Source organism: Rhodobacter sp. P2_H5, assembly GCF_056403335.1.
This window is the reverse complement of sequence record NZ_JBFUFS010000025.1, coordinates 17,630-33,867: the sequence shown is the minus strand read 5'-3', so window position 1 is coordinate 33,867 and position 16,238 is coordinate 17,630. Positions and strand designations below refer to the sequence as shown.

Annotated in this window: 17 protein-coding genes; 7 read left to right on the top strand and 10 right to left on the bottom strand. The window is 64.0% G+C overall.

Annotated features, from left to right (window positions below; all coding sequences use genetic code 11):
- Window positions 1–92 precede the first annotated feature (92 nt).
- Window positions 93–485, top strand: a complete 393-nt coding sequence (locus AC1DVR_RS21360) for a GFA family protein (protein ID WP_478002642.1) — start codon at window positions 93–95, stop codon at window positions 483–485.
- Entirely contained in the window at window positions 463–924 is a 462-nt protein-coding gene (locus AC1DVR_RS21355) for a GNAT family N-acetyltransferase (protein ID WP_478002641.1), read from the top strand. The genes AC1DVR_RS21360 and AC1DVR_RS21355 overlap by 23 nt, the downstream gene beginning before the upstream one ends.
- A gap of 103 nt (window positions 925–1,027) precedes the next feature.
- Here the strand turns inward: AC1DVR_RS21355 and AC1DVR_RS21350 are convergent, their stop codons facing one another.
- The 6 genes from AC1DVR_RS21350 to AC1DVR_RS21325 form a co-directional block, all read right to left on the bottom strand.
- The gene (locus AC1DVR_RS21350; RefSeq protein ID WP_478002640.1) at window positions 1,028–1,816 is read right to left on the bottom strand and encodes an FAD binding domain-containing protein; all 789 of its coding nucleotides are present in this window, start codon (window positions 1,814–1,816) and stop codon (window positions 1,028–1,030) included.
- Between the two features lie 11 nt (window positions 1,817–1,827).
- On the bottom strand, window positions 1,828–4,203 hold the full coding sequence (locus AC1DVR_RS21345) for a xanthine dehydrogenase family protein molybdopterin-binding subunit (RefSeq protein ID WP_478002639.1): 2,376 nt from the start codon (window positions 4,201–4,203) through the stop codon (window positions 1,828–1,830).
- 12 nt (window positions 4,204–4,215) lie between these two features.
- Complete coding sequence (locus AC1DVR_RS21340) at window positions 4,216–4,701, bottom strand: (2Fe-2S)-binding protein (RefSeq protein ID WP_478002638.1); 486 nt, start codon at window positions 4,699–4,701, stop codon at window positions 4,216–4,218.
- 27 nt (window positions 4,702–4,728) lie between these two features.
- Complete coding sequence (locus AC1DVR_RS21335; RefSeq protein WP_478002637.1) at window positions 4,729–5,265, bottom strand: CoxG family protein; 537 nt, start codon at window positions 5,263–5,265, stop codon at window positions 4,729–4,731.
- Window positions 5,266–5,437: 172 nt separating this feature from the next.
- Entirely contained in the window at window positions 5,438–5,854 is a 417-nt protein-coding gene (locus AC1DVR_RS21330) for a DUF4864 domain-containing protein (RefSeq protein WP_478002636.1), read from the bottom strand.
- 181 nt (window positions 5,855–6,035) lie between these two features.
- Window positions 6,036–7,616 (bottom strand): lysine--tRNA ligase, encoded by a 1,581-nt coding sequence (locus tag AC1DVR_RS21325; RefSeq protein WP_478002635.1) that lies wholly within the window; start codon window positions 7,614–7,616, stop codon window positions 6,036–6,038.
- A gap of 143 nt (window positions 7,617–7,759) precedes the next feature.
- On the opposite strand from AC1DVR_RS21325, the gene AC1DVR_RS21320 reads away from it, so the two are divergent.
- Window positions 7,760–8,185 carry a tellurite resistance TerB family protein gene (locus AC1DVR_RS21320; RefSeq protein WP_478002634.1) on the top strand — a complete coding sequence of 142 codons (426 nt, stop codon included), beginning with the start codon at window positions 7,760–7,762 and terminating at the stop codon, window positions 8,183–8,185.
- Window positions 8,186–8,190: 5 nt separating this feature from the next.
- Here the strand turns inward: AC1DVR_RS21320 and dacB are convergent, their stop codons facing one another.
- From dacB to AC1DVR_RS21305, 3 genes are all read right to left on the bottom strand, one after another.
- A complete protein-coding gene (dacB, locus tag AC1DVR_RS21315; RefSeq protein ID WP_478002633.1) occupies window positions 8,191–9,663 on the bottom strand; it encodes a D-alanyl-D-alanine carboxypeptidase/D-alanyl-D-alanine endopeptidase in 1,473 nt (490 codons plus the stop codon).
- Between the two features lie 68 nt (window positions 9,664–9,731).
- Complete coding sequence (locus AC1DVR_RS21310; protein ID WP_478002632.1) at window positions 9,732–10,754, bottom strand: aromatic ring-hydroxylating oxygenase subunit alpha; 1,023 nt, start codon at window positions 10,752–10,754, stop codon at window positions 9,732–9,734.
- Window positions 10,755–11,366 (bottom strand): nicotinate-nucleotide adenylyltransferase, encoded by a 612-nt coding sequence (locus tag AC1DVR_RS21305; RefSeq protein WP_478002631.1) that lies wholly within the window; start codon window positions 11,364–11,366, stop codon window positions 10,755–10,757.
- A gap of 131 nt (window positions 11,367–11,497) precedes the next feature.
- Between AC1DVR_RS21305 and AC1DVR_RS21300 the strand changes: the two genes are divergently transcribed.
- Window positions 11,498–12,370: a bifunctional helix-turn-helix transcriptional regulator/GNAT family N-acetyltransferase gene (locus AC1DVR_RS21300; protein ID WP_478002630.1), complete on the top strand. Its 873-nt coding sequence runs from the start codon at window positions 11,498–11,500 to the stop codon at window positions 12,368–12,370.
- Between the two features lie 67 nt (window positions 12,371–12,437).
- On the opposite strand, the gene AC1DVR_RS21295 is transcribed toward AC1DVR_RS21300, so the two are convergent.
- Window positions 12,438–13,025: a hypothetical protein gene (locus AC1DVR_RS21295; RefSeq protein WP_478002629.1), complete on the bottom strand. Its 588-nt coding sequence runs from the start codon at window positions 13,023–13,025 to the stop codon at window positions 12,438–12,440.
- A 158-nt stretch (window positions 13,026–13,183) separates the two neighbouring features.
- On the opposite strand from AC1DVR_RS21295, the gene ettA reads away from it, so the two are divergent.
- The 3 genes from ettA (at window position 13,184) to AC1DVR_RS21280 (ending at window position 16,119) form a co-directional block, all read left to right on the top strand.
- Complete coding sequence (gene ettA / locus AC1DVR_RS21290; protein ID WP_478002628.1) at window positions 13,184–14,839, top strand: energy-dependent translational throttle protein EttA; 1,656 nt, start codon at window positions 13,184–13,186, stop codon at window positions 14,837–14,839.
- Window position 14,840: 1 nt separating this feature from the next.
- Window positions 14,841–15,806: a DUF4062 domain-containing protein gene (locus tag AC1DVR_RS21285; RefSeq protein ID WP_478002627.1), complete on the top strand. Its 966-nt coding sequence runs from the start codon at window positions 14,841–14,843 to the stop codon at window positions 15,804–15,806.
- A 67-nt stretch (window positions 15,807–15,873) separates the two neighbouring features.
- A complete protein-coding gene (locus AC1DVR_RS21280) occupies window positions 15,874–16,119 on the top strand; it encodes a CopG family antitoxin (protein WP_478002626.1) in 246 nt (81 codons plus the stop codon).
- Window positions 16,120–16,238 lie beyond the last annotated feature (119 nt).

Sequence of the window (16,238 nt, the reverse complement as noted above, 5' to 3'; positions counted from 1 at the left end):
AACCGGATGGCCCCGTCCCTGTCCGCCGCCGGCAGTTTATCCCCAAGATCTTGTGACTTGACCCTTGCGCTGCAGGGCAGCAATCTGGGGACATGACCGAATTCACCCTTCCCTTCGGCGGCCGTTGTCTCTGCGGCGCGGTGCGCTTTGAATGCGATGCCCAGCCGCTGTGGCAGGGCCATTGCCACTGCGAAAGCTGCCGTCGGGCGACCTCCTCGGGCTTCGCCTCGTTCTTCGGGATGGCCGATGGCCATTGGCGCTGGACCGAGCAGGTGCCTGCGACCTACAACTCCAGCCCCGGGGTGTGGCGCGATTTCTGCGCGCGCTGCGGCAGCCCGATGACCTACCGCGCAAGCCGCTTCCCGGGCGAGACGCATTTCTACGCGGCCAGCCTGAACGACCCCTCGCTCTTCACCCCCAAGCGCCATTACCACGCGCATGAAAGCCTGCCCTGGGTGCATCTTGCCGACGATCTGCCGCGCTGAGGCGCCCTATGACTGGGCGGCGCTCCACGCCCTGATCCTGCGCGCCTTCGCCGGGATGGAGGGGCGGATCAACCCGCCCTCCTCGGCCCGCGACCTTACGCCGGAAAGCCTCGCCGCCACGGCCCTCACCTCGGAAATCTGGGTCATAGGCAGCCCGCCGCAGGCTTGCATGATCCTGACGCCAAAGCCGGGCAGCCTCTATCTGGGGAAACTCGCGGTCGATCCCGCGCTGCAGGGCAGGGGCCTTGGCCGCGCCCTCGTCACCTGGGCCGAGACCCGCGCCCGCGCGCTGGGTCTTCCCGCCCTGACCCTGCAAACCAGGGTCGAACTCACCGAAAACCACGCCACGTTCCAGCGCCTCGGCTTCAGCGAAACCGGCCGCAGCACCCATGCCGGTTTCACCGCACCGACCTCGATCACCTTTACGAAAACCCTCTGACCCCTTCATTGGTCCATAAATATCCCACGGGGGTGCAGGGGGTGTGAAACCCCCTGCTTCTGTCTTGGGTGCGGGGGGTGTGAAACCCCCTGCTTGCCGTCGCTTAGGACGCGGACACCGCCCGCCCGGTCATCACCTTGACCAGATTGGCCCGATAGGCGGCCGAGCCGTGCAGGTCGCTGATCATGTCGGTCGAATCGACCACCAACCCCGCCAAAGCCGCGGCGGAGTAGTTGGCCTTCAGCGCGGCTTCCGCCGCGGTCCAGCGGAAGACCCCGTTGTTCGATGCCCCGGTGATCGCCACCCGCACCGAGCCATCGGCGGCTTGGGTCACGAAGGCCCCGGTCAGGGCAAAGCGGCTCGCCGGTTGGTCGAACTTGGCATAGGCGCCGCGTTTCGGGATCGGGAATTCCACCGCCGTCACGATCTCGCCCTCGTCAAGCGCGGTCGAGAACATGCCGGTGAAGTAGTCATCCGCCGCAATCCGCCGCTTGCTGGTGATCACGGTCGCCCCCGATCCTAGCACCGCCGAAGGATAGCAGGCCGCCGGATCATTGTTGGCGATCGAACCGCCGATGGTGCCACGGTTGCGCACCGCCGGGTCGCCGATCCCGCCGGCAAGCTTGGCCAGCGCCGGGAAGACCCTCGCCGCCTCGCGTGCCACCACGGCATGGGGCGTCGCTGCCCCGACCCACAGCACGTTGCCGTTCTGCTTCACGCCCTTCATCTCGGCGATCCCGGTCAAGGAGACCAGGATCTCCGGCGTCGCCAGACGCTGCTTCATCGTCGGGGTCAGGGTCTGCCCGCCCGACAGGGCCTGCGCCCCCTCGGCGGACAGGGCCGCAACCGCTTCGGCCACGCTGGAAGGCTTCACGAACTCAAAGTTATGCATCTTTCCCTCCCTCAGGCGTTCATTGCCGACCAGACGCGCGCGGGCGTCAGGGGCATGTCGATGTGGCGGACAGGTTTGCCAGCCCGGTTCAAGGCGTCGATCACCGCATTGACCACGGCAGGTGGCGAACCGATGGCCCCGGCCTCGCCGCAGCCCTTCACGCCAAGCGCATTGTGGCTGCAGGGCGTGATGCAGGAATGGTCGACCAGCACGAAGGGAATGTCGTCGGCGCGCGGCATGGTGTAATCCATGTAGCTGCCGGTCAGAAGCTGGCCGTTTTCGTCATAGACCCCATGTTCCAGCAGGGCCTGACCGATGCCCTGCGCCACGCCGCCCTGGACCTGGCCGCGCACCACCATCGGGTTCATCACATTGCCGAAGTCATCGGCGCAGGTGAAGGACAGGACATCCACCTTGCCGGTGCCCTCGTCCACCTCGACCTCGCAGAGGTAAGCGCCCGCGGGATAGGTGAAGTTGGCCGGGTCGTAGAAGGCCGTCTCCTCCAGCCCCGGCTCCAGCGTGGCGAGCGGGTAGTTGTGCGGCACATAGGCCGAGAAGGCGATCTCGCCGAAGGTCTTGGAGCGGTTGGTGCCCGAGACGGCAAAGACCCCGTCCGAGAAGACGATCTCGGCCTCGGTCGCTTCCAGCATGTGCGCCGCGATCTTCTTGCCCTTGGCGATCACCTTGTCACAGGCATTGGCCATGGCCTGCCCGCAGACCGCCAGAGAACGCGAGCCATAAGACCCCATCCCGAACGGAATTTTCGACGTATCGCCATGGACGATATCGACCGAGGATTCCGGGATGCCGAACATGGCCCCCACGATCTGCGCGAAGACCGTCTCGTGGCTTTGGCCGTGGCTGTGCGCGCCGACCATGACCGAGACGTTGCCGGTCGGGTTCACCCGCACCGTCGCCGCGTCATAAAGCCCGACGCGAGAGCCGAGGATGCCGACCAGATGCGAGGGCGCGATGCCGCAAGCCTCGATCCAGGTCGAAAGCCCAAGCCCGCGCAGCTTGCCCTTGGCGGCAGAAGCCTGACGACGCGCTTCAAAGCCCGCGACATCGCCGAGTTCAATCGCCTTGTCCAAAGTGGCGTGGTAATTGCCCACGTCATAGGGCAGGCCGACCGGGGTTGTGTAGGGGAACATGTCGGTGGTGATGAAGTTCTTGCGCCGCACCTCGTAGGGGTCAAGCCCCAGCTCGCGGCACATCACGTCGATCACGCGTTCCAGACTATAGGTCGCCTCGGGGCGACCGGCGCCGCGATAGGCATCGACCGGGGCGGTGTTGGTGAAGACGGTCTTCACGTTCACATAGACATTCGGCACCTTGTAGGGCCCGGCCATCAGCGTGCCATGCAGGAAGGTCGGCGTCGCGGTCGAGAAGTTCGACAGGTAGGCGCCGACATTCGCCATGGTCGCGGTGCGGAAGGCGATGAAGGTGCCGTCCTTTTCGCAGGCGAGTTCGATCTTGGTCACATGGTCACGGCCATGCGCATCCGACAGGAAGCTTTCGGAACGTTCGGCGACCCATTTCACCGGCTTTTTCAGCTTCTTGGCTGCGGCCAGCACCAAGGCTTCTTCGCCGTAGTGATAGATCTTGGAGCCGAAGCCGCCGCCCACGTCGGGGGCCACGACCTGCAGCTTGTTCTCCGGAATCCCCATCACGAAGGCCGCGACCAGAAGCCGGGTCAGGTGGGGGTTCTGGCTGGTGGTGGTCAGCTTGTAATCGCCGGTGCCGGCATTGTATTCGCCGATCGAGGCGCGCGGCTCCATCGCATTGGGGATCAGGCGGTTGTTGATCAGCTCCAGCGTGGTGACATGCGGCGCGTTCTTGATCGCCTCGTCGACCTTGGCGCGGTTGTCCTCGATCCAGCCCCAGTCAAAGCATTCATTGTCCGGGATCTCGTCATGCACGCGGTTGGAGCTGTCGGCCAGGGCCTGGGCCATGTCGACGATCGCCGGCAGTTCCTCGAACTCCGAAGCATCGGCGAGCGCCTGGGCGGCGTCCTTCGCCTCCATATAGGTCTCGGCGATGACGGCGGCATAGGCGTCGCCGACGTGGCGGACCTTGCCATGGGCCAGAACCGGGCGCTTGGGCTCGCGCATCGGCTCGCCATTGCGCGACTTGATCAGCCAGCCGGCCGGGTTGCCGCCGACATCCTTGAAATCCTCGCCGGTGAAGACGGCCAGCACGCCGGGCATGCCCTCGGCCGCCGAGACGCCGACCGACTTGATCCGCGCATGCGCCGTGTTCGAGCGGACAAAGACCGCATAGGCCTGGCCATGCACGTTCACGTCATGCGTGTAATTCCCCGCCCCGGTCAGGAAGCGGATGTCCTCGCGCCGTTTGACCTCAGCGCCGATTCCATGATCTTTCGCCATATCCGTCCCCCCTTATTCGGCTGCGAGGGCTGCGATGTCCTGCCCGGAGGCAGCCATCACGGCCTTGACGATGTTGTGATACCCGGTGCAGCGGCAGATATTGCCTTCCAGGTGGTGGCGGATCTCAGCCTCCGAGGGCTTGGGATTGTCGGCCAGCAGGGCGGCCGAGGACATCACCATGCCGGCGGTGCAGAAGCCGCACTGCAGCCCGTGGTGGTCTTGGAACGCCTGTTGCAACACGTTGAGCGAGCCATCCGCATTGGCCATGCCCTCGATCGTGGTGACATTGGCGCCCGCCACGTCCTGCGCAAAGACCGAGCAGCTTTTCACGGCCACCCCGTCGACATGCACGACGCAGGCGCCGCATTGCGAGGTGTCACAGCCGATATGGGTGCCGGTCAGGCCAAGGCCCTCGCGCAGGAAACCGGACAGAAGGGTCCGCCCCTCTGTCTCGGCCGAGACGGACTTGCCGTTCACGGTCATCGTTACTTTGGTCATAGATTCCTCCCTGGAATGTCGTGAGGTTCAACCGACGAGGCGGCGGAACCAGCCTTTTTTCGGTGCGCTATCGCCCTCGGTCGGCGCCGGACCCGATGCCGCCTCTTCTGCCGGAGTCTCTGCCGGGGCCTCGATCGCGTTCTGGAAGCGGTTGAAGAATTCTTCCGCCAGATTCTTGGCAAAGCCGTCGATGATGCGGCTGCCGAGCTGGGCGATCTTGCCGCCCACCGAGGCATCGACATCATAGGTCAGCTTGGTGCCGGTGCCCTCGGGCTCCATCGTCACATAGGCACCGCCCTTGGCAAAGCCCGCAACGCCGCCCTTGCCTTCGCCGGTGATGCGCAGGCTTTTGCCTTCGACGATGTCGGACAGGGTGACGACGCCGGTGAAGCGCGCCTTGACCGGACCGACCTTCTGCACCACCACGGCCTCGAACCCGTCGGTCGGGTTGCCCGTCAGGCTTTCACAGCCCGGCACACATTGTTTGAGAACTTCTGCATCGAGCACCGCAGCCCAGACCGTTGCCGGATCTGCCGCAATGTGCCGTTCCTCGGCTAGCTTCATGAAACCCCTCCCGGTTACAGTCTGCCTATATCCGGCCCCCTCTCACGGAAGCATTCCGTTTCAAATCCCGGGCCGTCAGGGAACTATTCTTGCCCGAAGGAATTTCACCTGTCGATTCCGCAGAATGGCATCTGTCTCAGATCTGAGACAGATTTCCGCCAAAAAGCAAGGATCATGCGCCGAGGTCGCCGGCCTTTTGCAGCTGAACCGCGTTGATCAACCAGCCATCCGGGCCTTTAACCATCTGATAATCCAGCAGATAGGACTGACCCTGCTGGTCGGTGACCCGGACGCGCTGCCAAAGCGCGCCGCCGATGGTGCGCAGGCTCATCATCTCGACCTGGGCGGGGTGCCAGACCATCGGATAGCCGGTCTGCACCATCTGACCGAAGTTTTGCGGCGTGCCGAACATCTGGTGGATGGTGGGCGAGGCAAAGGTGAAGGCCAGCGCCCAGTCATCGGCGCGCATCGCCTCGATCTGGGCCTGGATCGTGGCCTCGATCTGCGGTTGCGGGTCGGAGTCGGTTTGGGCCCGGACCTGAGGGGCGGCCAAGGCGAGCAGGACGCAGAGGGCAAGGGGACGCAGCATCGAAACCTCCCATGGTGACCATGAGAAGGATACGCAGGGTTTGGCGGGTTGGTTTCAGCGGCGGTGAAATATTTCCGGCGGGTCTCTTGGCCCGGGCCGGGGGGCGCTCGGCGGACCCGGCTGGGAGGGTTTCACACCCTCCCAGACCCTCCCGTGGGATATTTATGGACCGATGAAAGGATCAGGCGGCGAGCTGGCCGGCGAGAGCGCGGTCGATCAGGGCGATGGTTTCGGGGACGCCGTAGAGGGCGATGAAGCCGCCGAAGCGCGGGCCTTCGGAGGCGCCCATCAGCACCTCGTACAGCGCCTTGAACCAGTCGCGCAGCGGGTCGAAGGCGTGGTCCTTGCCGACGGCATAGCAGATGGTCTGCAGGCTTTCGTCATCGGTGGGGCCGTCCCAGGCGGCGAGGCGATCGCGCAGGTCGAGGATGGCCGCGCTTTCCTTGTCGGAGGGCAGGCGGTAGGTCCGGCTGGGCGCGATCTTGTCGTTGAAGTAGCGCAGCGCGAAGCCTGCGGCGGCGTCGAGATCGGGGTTCTTTTCCGGGCTCGCGTCGGGGGCGTATTTGTTGATGAAGCCCCAGAGGCCCGCGGCATCCTTGGCGCCCGCCACCGAGGCGAGGTTGAGGAGCATGGCAAAGCTCACCACCATCTGGCTTTGCGGCACCTGGCCGCCGTGGATGTGCCAGACCGGGTTGTTGAGCTGCTGGTCGATGTCCTGGGTCGGATAGGCCTTCAGCTGCTGGTGGTATTCGTCCACCGCCTTCGGGATCACATCCCACCACATGCGCTTGGCCGTCTTCGGCTTTTGATACATGAAATAGGACAGGCTCTCGGTCGCGGCATAGGTCAGCCATTCGTCGATCGTCAGGCCATTGCCCTTGGATTTCGAGATCTTCTGGCCCTGTTCGTCGAGGAAGAGCTCATAAGTCATGTGGTTGGGCTTGCGACCGCCCAGAGCCTCGCAGATGCCGTCATAGATCGGCGTGTTGGTGGAATGGTCCTTGCCATACATCTCGAAATCCACGCCAAGCGCCGCCCAGCGGGCGCCGAAGTCGGGCTTCCATTGCAGCTTCACGTGGCCGCCGGTGACGGGCAGGGTCCATTCGCGGCCGGTCTCGTCGTCGAAGGTGATGGTGCCGTCCTTGGCGTTCACCTCTTTCATCGGCACATAAAGCACGCGCTTGGTTTCGGGGTGGATCGGCAGGAAGCAGGAATAGGTCTGCTGACGCTCCTCGCGCAGGGAGGCCAGCATGATCGCCATGATCGCGTCATAGCGTTCGGCGCACATCCGCAAAGTGTCGTCGAACTTGCCGGACTTGTAGAACTCGGTCGCCGAGATGAAGTCGTACTGGAAGCCGAAGGTGTCGAGGAAGCGCCGCAGCATCGCGTTGTTATGGGCGCCGAAGCTGTCGTATTCGCCATAGGGGTCGGGCACGGTGGTCAGCGGCTGCTGCATGTGCTGGCGCAGCATGTCCTGGTTCGGCACATTCTCCGGAACCTTGCGCATGCCGTCCACGTCGTCCGAGAAGCAGATCAGACGGGTCGGGATATCCGAGATCACTTCGAACGCCCGGCGGATCATCGTGGTGCGCGCCACTTCGCCGAAAGTGCCGATATGGGGCAGGCCCGAGGGGCCATAGCCGGTCTCGAACAGGACATAGCCCTTTTCCGGCGCTTTGCGCTCGTAGCGTTTCAGCAAAGCGCGGGCCTCTTCGAAGGGCCAGGCTTTCGACTTCATCGCGGCGTCACGCAAGGCGCTCATCGGTGCATCCTCCAGTTCGTGGCCCCATGCCACATAGGCGGCCCCATGCCGCCGGGGCGGATCCATGCCGCCCGAACCCCCGTCCTCTATTGCCGCCCCGGTCTGGCGTCAATATTGTCAGGGAACCTATGAAAGGAAGACTGATGCAAGATGCCCCTCCCGCCTCGCTCTCGGTGCCTGATGCCCTGATCGCCGTGATGATCGCCGTCTCGGCCTCGGACGAGCATATGCGGACGGCCGAACTGGTGGCGATCCAGCGCATCGTCAACCATCTGCCGGTGTTTGCCGGCTATGACAACGACCGGATCCGGGTCGTGGCGCAGACGGTGTTTGACCTGTTCGAGGAGGAGGATGGCTTGGCCGCCCTCTTCGGCCTGATCCGCGATGCCTTGCCGGAGCGGCTGAACGAGACGGCCTATGCGCTGGCCTGCGACGTGGCCTCGGCCGATGGTACGCTGCACGAGGTGGAGCTGCGGATGCTGGAGGAGGTGCGCGAGGAGCTGTCGATCGACCGCCTCCATGCCGCCGCCATCGAATGGGGCGCAAGGGTGCGGCATCTGCGGGTCTGACCCCGTCAGACCATCGCGGCCCAGCGGCTGAGGAGATTGCCCTGCAGGCCCTTGGCGCGACCGACCCAGGCCTTCTCGCCCGGCGGCTGTTCGCGTTCGGCCACCGGCACCGCCTCGCGCCGGGCCGTGTCGGCGGAGAAGATCGCAAAGCAGAGGTCGCGCCCCGAAGGCGGCTCGATGAAGCCGACGAGGCCCGAGACGAAGTTGAGCGTGCCGCTTTTGGCGAAGACCCGTGTCGCGCCGCCCTTGACCGGCTTGCCATCGGGGCCCTTGATCCCGATCTCGCGCAACAGCGCGCGCAGGGGGCGACCCGAGGGCCGCCGCTCGCCCGCCATCACCGCCTGCATCATGCCCTGCGGGGTGACGCGAGAAGCCGCCCCCAGCCCGGAGTGGTCGACGAACCGCGCCGACAGGCCCAGATTGGCCTGCGCCCAGGCCTGCATCTGCGCCGCCGATCCCGGCAGATCCCCCGCGCCGGAGGCGGCAAGGCCCATCGTCTCGGCGGTGACGTTGGTCGAGAATTTCAGCATGTCGCGCAGGATGTCGGTCAGCCGGGCGCTGGGCCAGGTCAGGAGGGTCTGGGTGCCGGCGGGCAGGGCGGGGATGATCTCGCCCTTGGCCAGCGTGATGCCCTGCGCGGCGCAGAGGGTCGCGAAAACCTCGGCCACATGGGGGGCGACATGGCGGACCGGCAGCCAACGACTGCCCGCCTGCGCCAGCGCCGCCTGCGAGACGGTCCAGCTTTCCACGGCGCCCTTGGTGGCGCGGTCGGAATAGGTGAAGAGCGGCAGGCCCCGGTCAGCCAGGGCGATGTCGATGCCCTGCACCACCGGCACGAAACGCTCGCCCCGCGCGTTCATCTGATAGGTGGCGCCGCCCTTGGTCCATTCGAAATTGACCCGGTTGAAGTTCAGCGACAGGCCGCAAAGCCCGGGGTTGTAGCCGACCTGCACCGGCTGCTCCTCGGTGATCCGGGTGACGGTCGGCAAGGCGCCGGCATAGACCAGAAAGCGCCCGGTCACCTGCTTCAGCCCCAGATGCGCCAAGGCCGCCGCCATGTCGCCCAGCTTGTCGGTGTCCAGCGTCGGATCGCCGCCGCCGGCCAGGATCAGATCGCCGTCCAGCCTTCCGCCGCTGACCGGCCCACTGGCCAGGATCCGCGTCGCAAAGGCATGGTCGGCCCCAAGTTGCTCCAGCGCGTAAAGCGAGGTGATCGTCTTCGCCACGCTGGCCGGCGGCACGCTGACATCGGGGTGAAAGCTTTCCAGGATGCGGCCCGTCGCCACCTCGGCCACGCAAAACCCGCTGACCCCGGTCAGCCGGGCGGCGGCGACCAGATCTTCCGGCCGCATCGGGCTGGAGGCGGTCTGCGCATCGGGCCGGGCCTGCGGCTTTTGCGTCTTGGCCAGCGCCGGCAGCGCCAGGGTCGAGGCCAGACCGCCCAGCATCCCGCGCCGTGTCCACTCGTTCAAAGCCATCTGAGGTCCTTACGAAACCGCCGCATTGCGGCCCAGTTACACCCTTCGCCCCGCGTGGAGCAATCGCGTCACATCCCGCCCGGCGCGGCCATTCCCAAGGCATCGGCAACTTTCTGCTGGAAATAGGCCACGCCCTGTTCATGCCGGGGCGACAGCGGGCCGGGCCGATAGGCGCCGCTGGCATAGTTCTTCTGGGTCTCGACACAGACCTCGAAATCCTCCTGCACGACGCCCAGGGTGCCGTGGATGGTGCGGGCGCGCTCTTCCGCCCCGGCTTCGGAGGTGTCGGCGAAGTAGAAGTTGTAGATCAGCTCGGTCCGGTTTTCGTCCAAAGGGTTGATCCGGCTGGTGTTCATCCCGCCCGAGAACAGCGAAAGCGTCCAGTTCGGCCACATCCACAGCCACTTGCCGCGATACCAGAGCCCATCCTTCGGCGGCGCCGTCATCCGTACCAGCCCGTCATGGGCGGTGGTCTGGAAGGCGTCAAAGTCGATGGCGGCGTGAAAGGCCGGGTGGATGCCGGGGATATGCAGGCCCTCGACGAAATTGTCGGTGTAGATCTTCCAGTTGGCGTCAAACACCATCCGTTCGGTCCGCATCGCGACATAGGTCTCGATCGGTTCGTCGGCGAGTTCGGCCACCGTGTCGCCCATCTGCTCCAGCAGGCTCCGCGTGGGAGAGATCGCCACGAAAACCAGCCCGCGCCATTCGGCGATGGAAATCGGCTCCAGCGGCCAGTCCTTCATGTCGAAATCGGCGGATTCGCCATACCATGGCGCTTTCAGCAACTCCCCCGCGTCGGAGAATTGCCACTGGTGATAGGGGCAGCGGATCGGGCCGCAAGTGCCCTCGCCCTCGGGCAAAAGCCGCGCGCCGCGGTGGCGGCAGACATTGCGAAAGGCGCGCAGCTGCCCGTCGTTGGATCGCACGGCGAAAACCTTCAGCCCGGCAATCTCGGTCGCAAGGTAAGACCGCCGCTCGGCCAGCTTGGACACCGGCCCCAGCAGCTGCCAGGAAGTGGCGAAAAGCTTGTCGCGTTCCGTCAGAAAGACCTCGCGGCTGACATAGATCGCCGGATCGATATTGAGCATCTATTTCCCTTTCCGTCCCCGCCACTCGCCATTCGCCCGGATGGCGCTGGAGGAGGCGTCATTGAGCGGCATGTTCACAAAACACCAGGCAGGGGGGTGCCTTTCCCCCAGACCCTCGGCCCGCGCGACCTCGTATTGCCGGTAAGCCCGCGCCGCGACCGAACGGCGCGCCGCAAGCCCGGCCCCCGGACGCGCCATGACTGCCACAGGAACCCGGGCGAGGATCTCGCGCCAGCGACTCCAGCGGTGAAATTGGACAAGATTATCGGCCCCCATGATCCAGACAAAGCGCACACCCGGATAGATCGCCTGCAATTTGCGCAACGTGTCGACAGTGGCGCGGGTGCCCAGACGCGCCTCCAGGTCGGTGACCACGACGCGCGGGTCATCGCCCAGCATGGCGCGCGCCCGCGCGATCCGGTCCGCCATCGGCGCGGGCTGGCGCGATTTGAGCGGGTTGCCGGGGCTGACCAGCCACCAGACCCGGTCCAGCCCGATCCGCCTGATCGCCTCGCGCGTCAGGTGGACATGGCCTTCGTGGGCCGGGTCGAACGACCCGCCAAGCAGCCCCACGACCATGCCCCTGTAGGCTGGCGGAAAGCCCTGAACCATTCCTGCGCCGCTCCCCCTGCTTTGCGTCATGTTTCGGGGGCGGCTCTGGCAGGGTCAAGGCGCAAATCCCGCTTGACGGCGCAATATGTCGGACTAATGTCAGCTAAAATAGCTGACCTGAGTCTGACATCATGGATCCCATCGCCCGCCTCCGCCGTTTCAACCGTGCCGTCACGCGCGAGGTTGGCGCGCTTGACAGCTCCTATCTCGGGCGGGGCCGACCGCTCGGCGTCGCCCGCGTCCTGCACCGGGCCACGCGGGAAGGCACCGACGTGGCCGATATCCGCGCCGTACTGGAGCTTGATTCCGGTCTGACCAGCCGCATCCTGCGCGGGTTGGAACGCGAAGGGCTGATCACCGTGGCCACCGACCCCGCCGACCGCCGCCGCCGCATCGCCCGTCTGACGCCTGCGGGCGAGGCCGAGATTGCGGCCTATGACGCGCTCAACATCGCCCGCGCCCGCCAGACCCTCGCTCGTGCCCCGCAGCAGACCGAGGCGCTTCTGGCCGCGATGGACCTGATCGCCACCGTGCTGAACCAGTCCCAGACCGAGATCCGCGCCGTCGACCCCGACGACCCGGCTGCCATCGCCTGCCTGAAGCTCTATTTCCAGATCCTCTGCGACAAGATCGAGGGCGTCACCCCCGACCTCTTCCCGCTGCCCGACCCCCACGCCGAAACCTACCGCCCGCCCCACGGCGCCTTCCTGATCGCCTGGAGCGATGATCTCCCCATCGGTTGCGTCTCCCTCCGCCGCCTCGATGCCGAAACCGGTGAGGTCAAACGCCTCTGGGTTTCGCCCGATGCCCGGGGCCAGGGCCTCGCCCGCCGCCTGATGCGCGCCATCGAGGGCGAGGCGCGGACCTTGGGCTACAAACGCCTGAAACTCGACACCAACGCCGCCCTCCCCGAAGCAATCGCCCTCTACCGCGCCGAAGGCTGGTCCGACACCGCCCCCTATTCGCCATTTCCCTCCACGCATTGGTTTGAGAAGCGGCTCTGACAGGGCGGTTCGCTCCGGCATTACTCCAGCGCCGCCGCGTCGATACGCTTGCGGCAGCCAATAGCGTTCAAGCCGAGCAATGCATGAAATCCTTCAAAACCGTGTCCCAAGTCACAGCCGCGTCGAAACCATTCACCAGAGGCGCATCCTGAGTGCCCGAAAACGCCCCCATCCCGTGAGAGATCATGTAACCCGGATCATGCCCGGGAACCCCGGAAGCCCGCAGCCGCTGGCATAGCCCGGCAAACTCCGGGCTGCCAGGATTCTGCACCACCGCCAAGGCAACCCGCAGTGCCGTTCGATCCTCCAGCAAGATCGACTGGGAAAGCTCCAACGTCAGCACCCGACCCGCGTCATAGGCGGTCTTGTCCGTCACCCGGTAGGTGTCAAAGTCGGATCTGGCCAGCATCAAGACCATAAGGTCAGCCGCATCCGCCACCCGGTTCTGCTTCAGGCAATGGATCACCCCCAGCGTCAGGTCAGGCGGGCTCAACCTGCCATCCGCCTCGGCCAGGGAGATGCACCCCGGATCGCGGTCAGGGGCCAGATTGCCGACCGTGGTGATGTAGGTGGTGTTGCCCCGCTTCTGGACAGTGAAATCCTCGGCCATGGCCAGGCCGGGCAAAAGGCAAAGACTCAAAACAATCGCACGCATAAATCACCTCATCCTGACTGGGCGAGCTTGTCTTTGCCCCTCTGCCCGGTCAAGGGGCGCAGTTTTCTTGCGCGCAGTCCCCCGACCTCCCCCGCGGACCGTTGCAGCGCAGGTTCCTAGTCGCTACATACGCGCCAACCCCCGGATGGAGAGTGCACATGGCCAGCTATCAATACGTCTATCACATGGACAACGTCTCCAAGACCTATCCGGGCGGCAAGAAGTGCTTTGAGAATATCAAGCTGAACTTCCTGCCCGGCGTGAAGATCGGTGTGGTCGGCATCAACGGTTCGGGGAAATCGACGCTGCTGCGCATCATGGCGGGCATCGACACCGATTTCACCGGCGACGCCTGGGCCGCCAAGGGCGCTCGCGTCGGCTATCTGGCACAGGAGCCGGTTCTCGACCCCAAGCTGAACGTGCGCGACAACGTCAAGCTTGGCTGCGCCGAGAAGGTCGCCAAACTCGACCGCTACAACGAACTCGCGATGAACTACACCGACGAGACCGCCGACGAGATGTCGCGCCTGCAGGACGAGATCGACGCCGAGAACCTCTGGGATCTCGACAGCCAGATCGACGTCGCGATGGAGGCCCTGCGCTGCCCGCCCGATGATGCCGATGTCGAAACCCTGTCGGGTGGCGAACGCCGCCGCGTCGCCCTTTGCCAGCTGCTGCTCTCGGCCCCCGAAATGCTGCTGCTAGACGAACCGACCAACCACCTTGACGCCGAATCCATCGCCTGGCTGCAGCAGCACCTGATCGACTACAAGGGCACCATCCTGGTCGTCACCCACGACCGCTACTTCCTCGACGATATCACCGGCTGGATCCTTGAACTCGACCGTGGCCGCGGCATTCCCTACGAGGGCAACTACACCGCCTGGCTGGAGCAGAAGGCCAAACGCGCCGCACAAGAGGCGCGTGAGGACAAGTCCAAGCAGAAGGCGATGGAAAAGGAACTGGAATGGATCCGCGCCGGCGCCCGCGCCCGCCAGGCCAAGCAGAAGGCCCGTATCTCGAAGTATAACGAGATGGCGACCCAGACCGTCCGCGAACGCGCCACCTCCGCCCAGATCATCATCCCGAACGGCGAACGCCTCGGCGGCAAGGTGATCGAGGTCGAGGGCCTGAAAAAGCACATGGGCGACCGCCTGCTGATCGAGAACCTCTCCTTCACCGTGCCGCCGGGCGCCATCGTCGGCGTCATCGGCCCGAACGGCGCCGGCAAATCCACCCTGTTCCGCATGATCACCGGCCAGGAAACCCCGGACGAGGGTACCGTGACCCTCGGCACCACGGTGCAGCTGTCCTACGTCGACCAGAGCCGCGATGCCTTGGACCCGAACAAGACCGTGTGGGAAGAAGTCTCCGGCGGGGCCGAAATCATCAAGCTGGGTGATTTCGACATGAACTCCCGCGCCTATTGCGGCGCCTTCAACTTCAAGGGCACCGACCAGCAGAAGAAGGTGGGCAGCCTGTCGGGCGGGGAGCGTAACCGCGTCCACATGGCCAAGCTGCTCAAATCCGGCGGCAACGTTTTGCTCCTCGACGAACCGACCAACGACCTTGACGTCGAAACCCTGCAAGCCCTCGAAGCCGCCATCGAAGACTTCGCCGGCTGCGCCGTGATCATCAGCCACGACCGCTTCTTCCTCGACCGCCTCTGCACCCACATCCTCGCCTTCGAAGGCGATGCCCATGTCGAATGGTTCGAAGGCAACTTCGAGGCCTATGAGGAAGACAAGGTCCGCCGTCTGGGGCCGGACAGCATCGAGCCGACCCGGGTGAAGTATAAGAAGTTCACGCGGTAGAATGTTGGATAAGCGATATCAAGTTTTTATCAGCTCGACCTATTTGGATCTGCATGAAGAAAGGCAGGAATTGATTCGTGCGCTTCTTGAATTGGATTGTATTCCTGCAGGCATGGAGCTTTTCCCTGCTTCGGACGATGATGCTTGGACCTTGATCCGTAGAATCATTGACGAAAGTGACTACTATTTAGTTATATCGGCTGGGCGCTATGGAAGCGAACACCCGAGCACAGGCATCAGTTACACTGAAATGGAATACGACTACGCGGTTGAAAAGGGCAAACCTATTATTGGTTTCCTACACCATAATTTGGAGTCTTTGCCCGTAGGTAAGTCTGAGAAAGAAGCTGTCAAGATTGCAAAGTTGCAGGCGTTTCGAGGAAAAGTTCAGCAGAAGGTTACAAAGGATTTTTCTTCGCCAGATGTCCTCGCAGGAGTGGCATCGCGAGCAATTGTTCAACTGATCAAACAGAAGCCCGGAATCGGCTGGGTGAGAGCTGAGAACATCGTAAATCCTGTCACCGAAGCGGAAATTGCAAACCTGCGCCTGAAACTCTCAGAGGCGGAACGAGAGCTTGATAGAATTAGGAATCGCCCGGTGGGGCATCTAATTGAAGAAATACGAGGTGTGACCGACGGAATTCAAAATCTTGGTGGCGCGATCGCTTTTATAAATTCTGTTCTCCCTGAATCTAACGCAGATGATGTTATCGCGCGAGTGTTTGCAGTTTTAGCGTCGGCGAGACCCAGCGGACCGTATGTTTCGTTCGAGAGTGCTAAAGCTGCCGTAGCAAGGGTCGCGGGGTTAAACTTTGCCACAGCCCAAGGTATTCTATTTTCTCTTGCTTCGGAGGGTGCGATTTCAATTGATAGTTCCGATGATATCATGTTGAATTCCGACCTGCTCGCGATGCACCGCAGGCTGAGTCTGAACCAGACCATTCTTTCGGCAACAAACAAGCTGTAGGATGCGCACCATTTTGGTCGATGGGGCGCACGGTTGGCAATAAATCCTCACCGTACCCGTGATCTCCATGAAAACCGTCCCGACCATGACCACTGACGCCGAGACGGAGGATTTCCCCGCGCAGGACCTTTCCGACCTCGATTTCAGCCAGTTCAAGCCGGTCTCCTGGGAGACCTCGCTCAAATCCGCCCGGGTGAACATGCGCCTGCCGGAGGCGCTGATGCAGGCGATCAAGGAACGGGCGGCCAAGCGCGGTCTTCCCTATCAGCGCCTGATCCGCGAGGCGCTGGAGCGCGAGTTGGCCAGGCCGTAAGGGGAGCGGCCGTGGCTTGGGTGTCTGGGGCGGGCGTTTCTGCCCCGGGCTGATCCGTGCGGATCATGGTTAACAAAGTCCTGATGAAATCAGGACTTATAAGCAAAAACAAATGGATG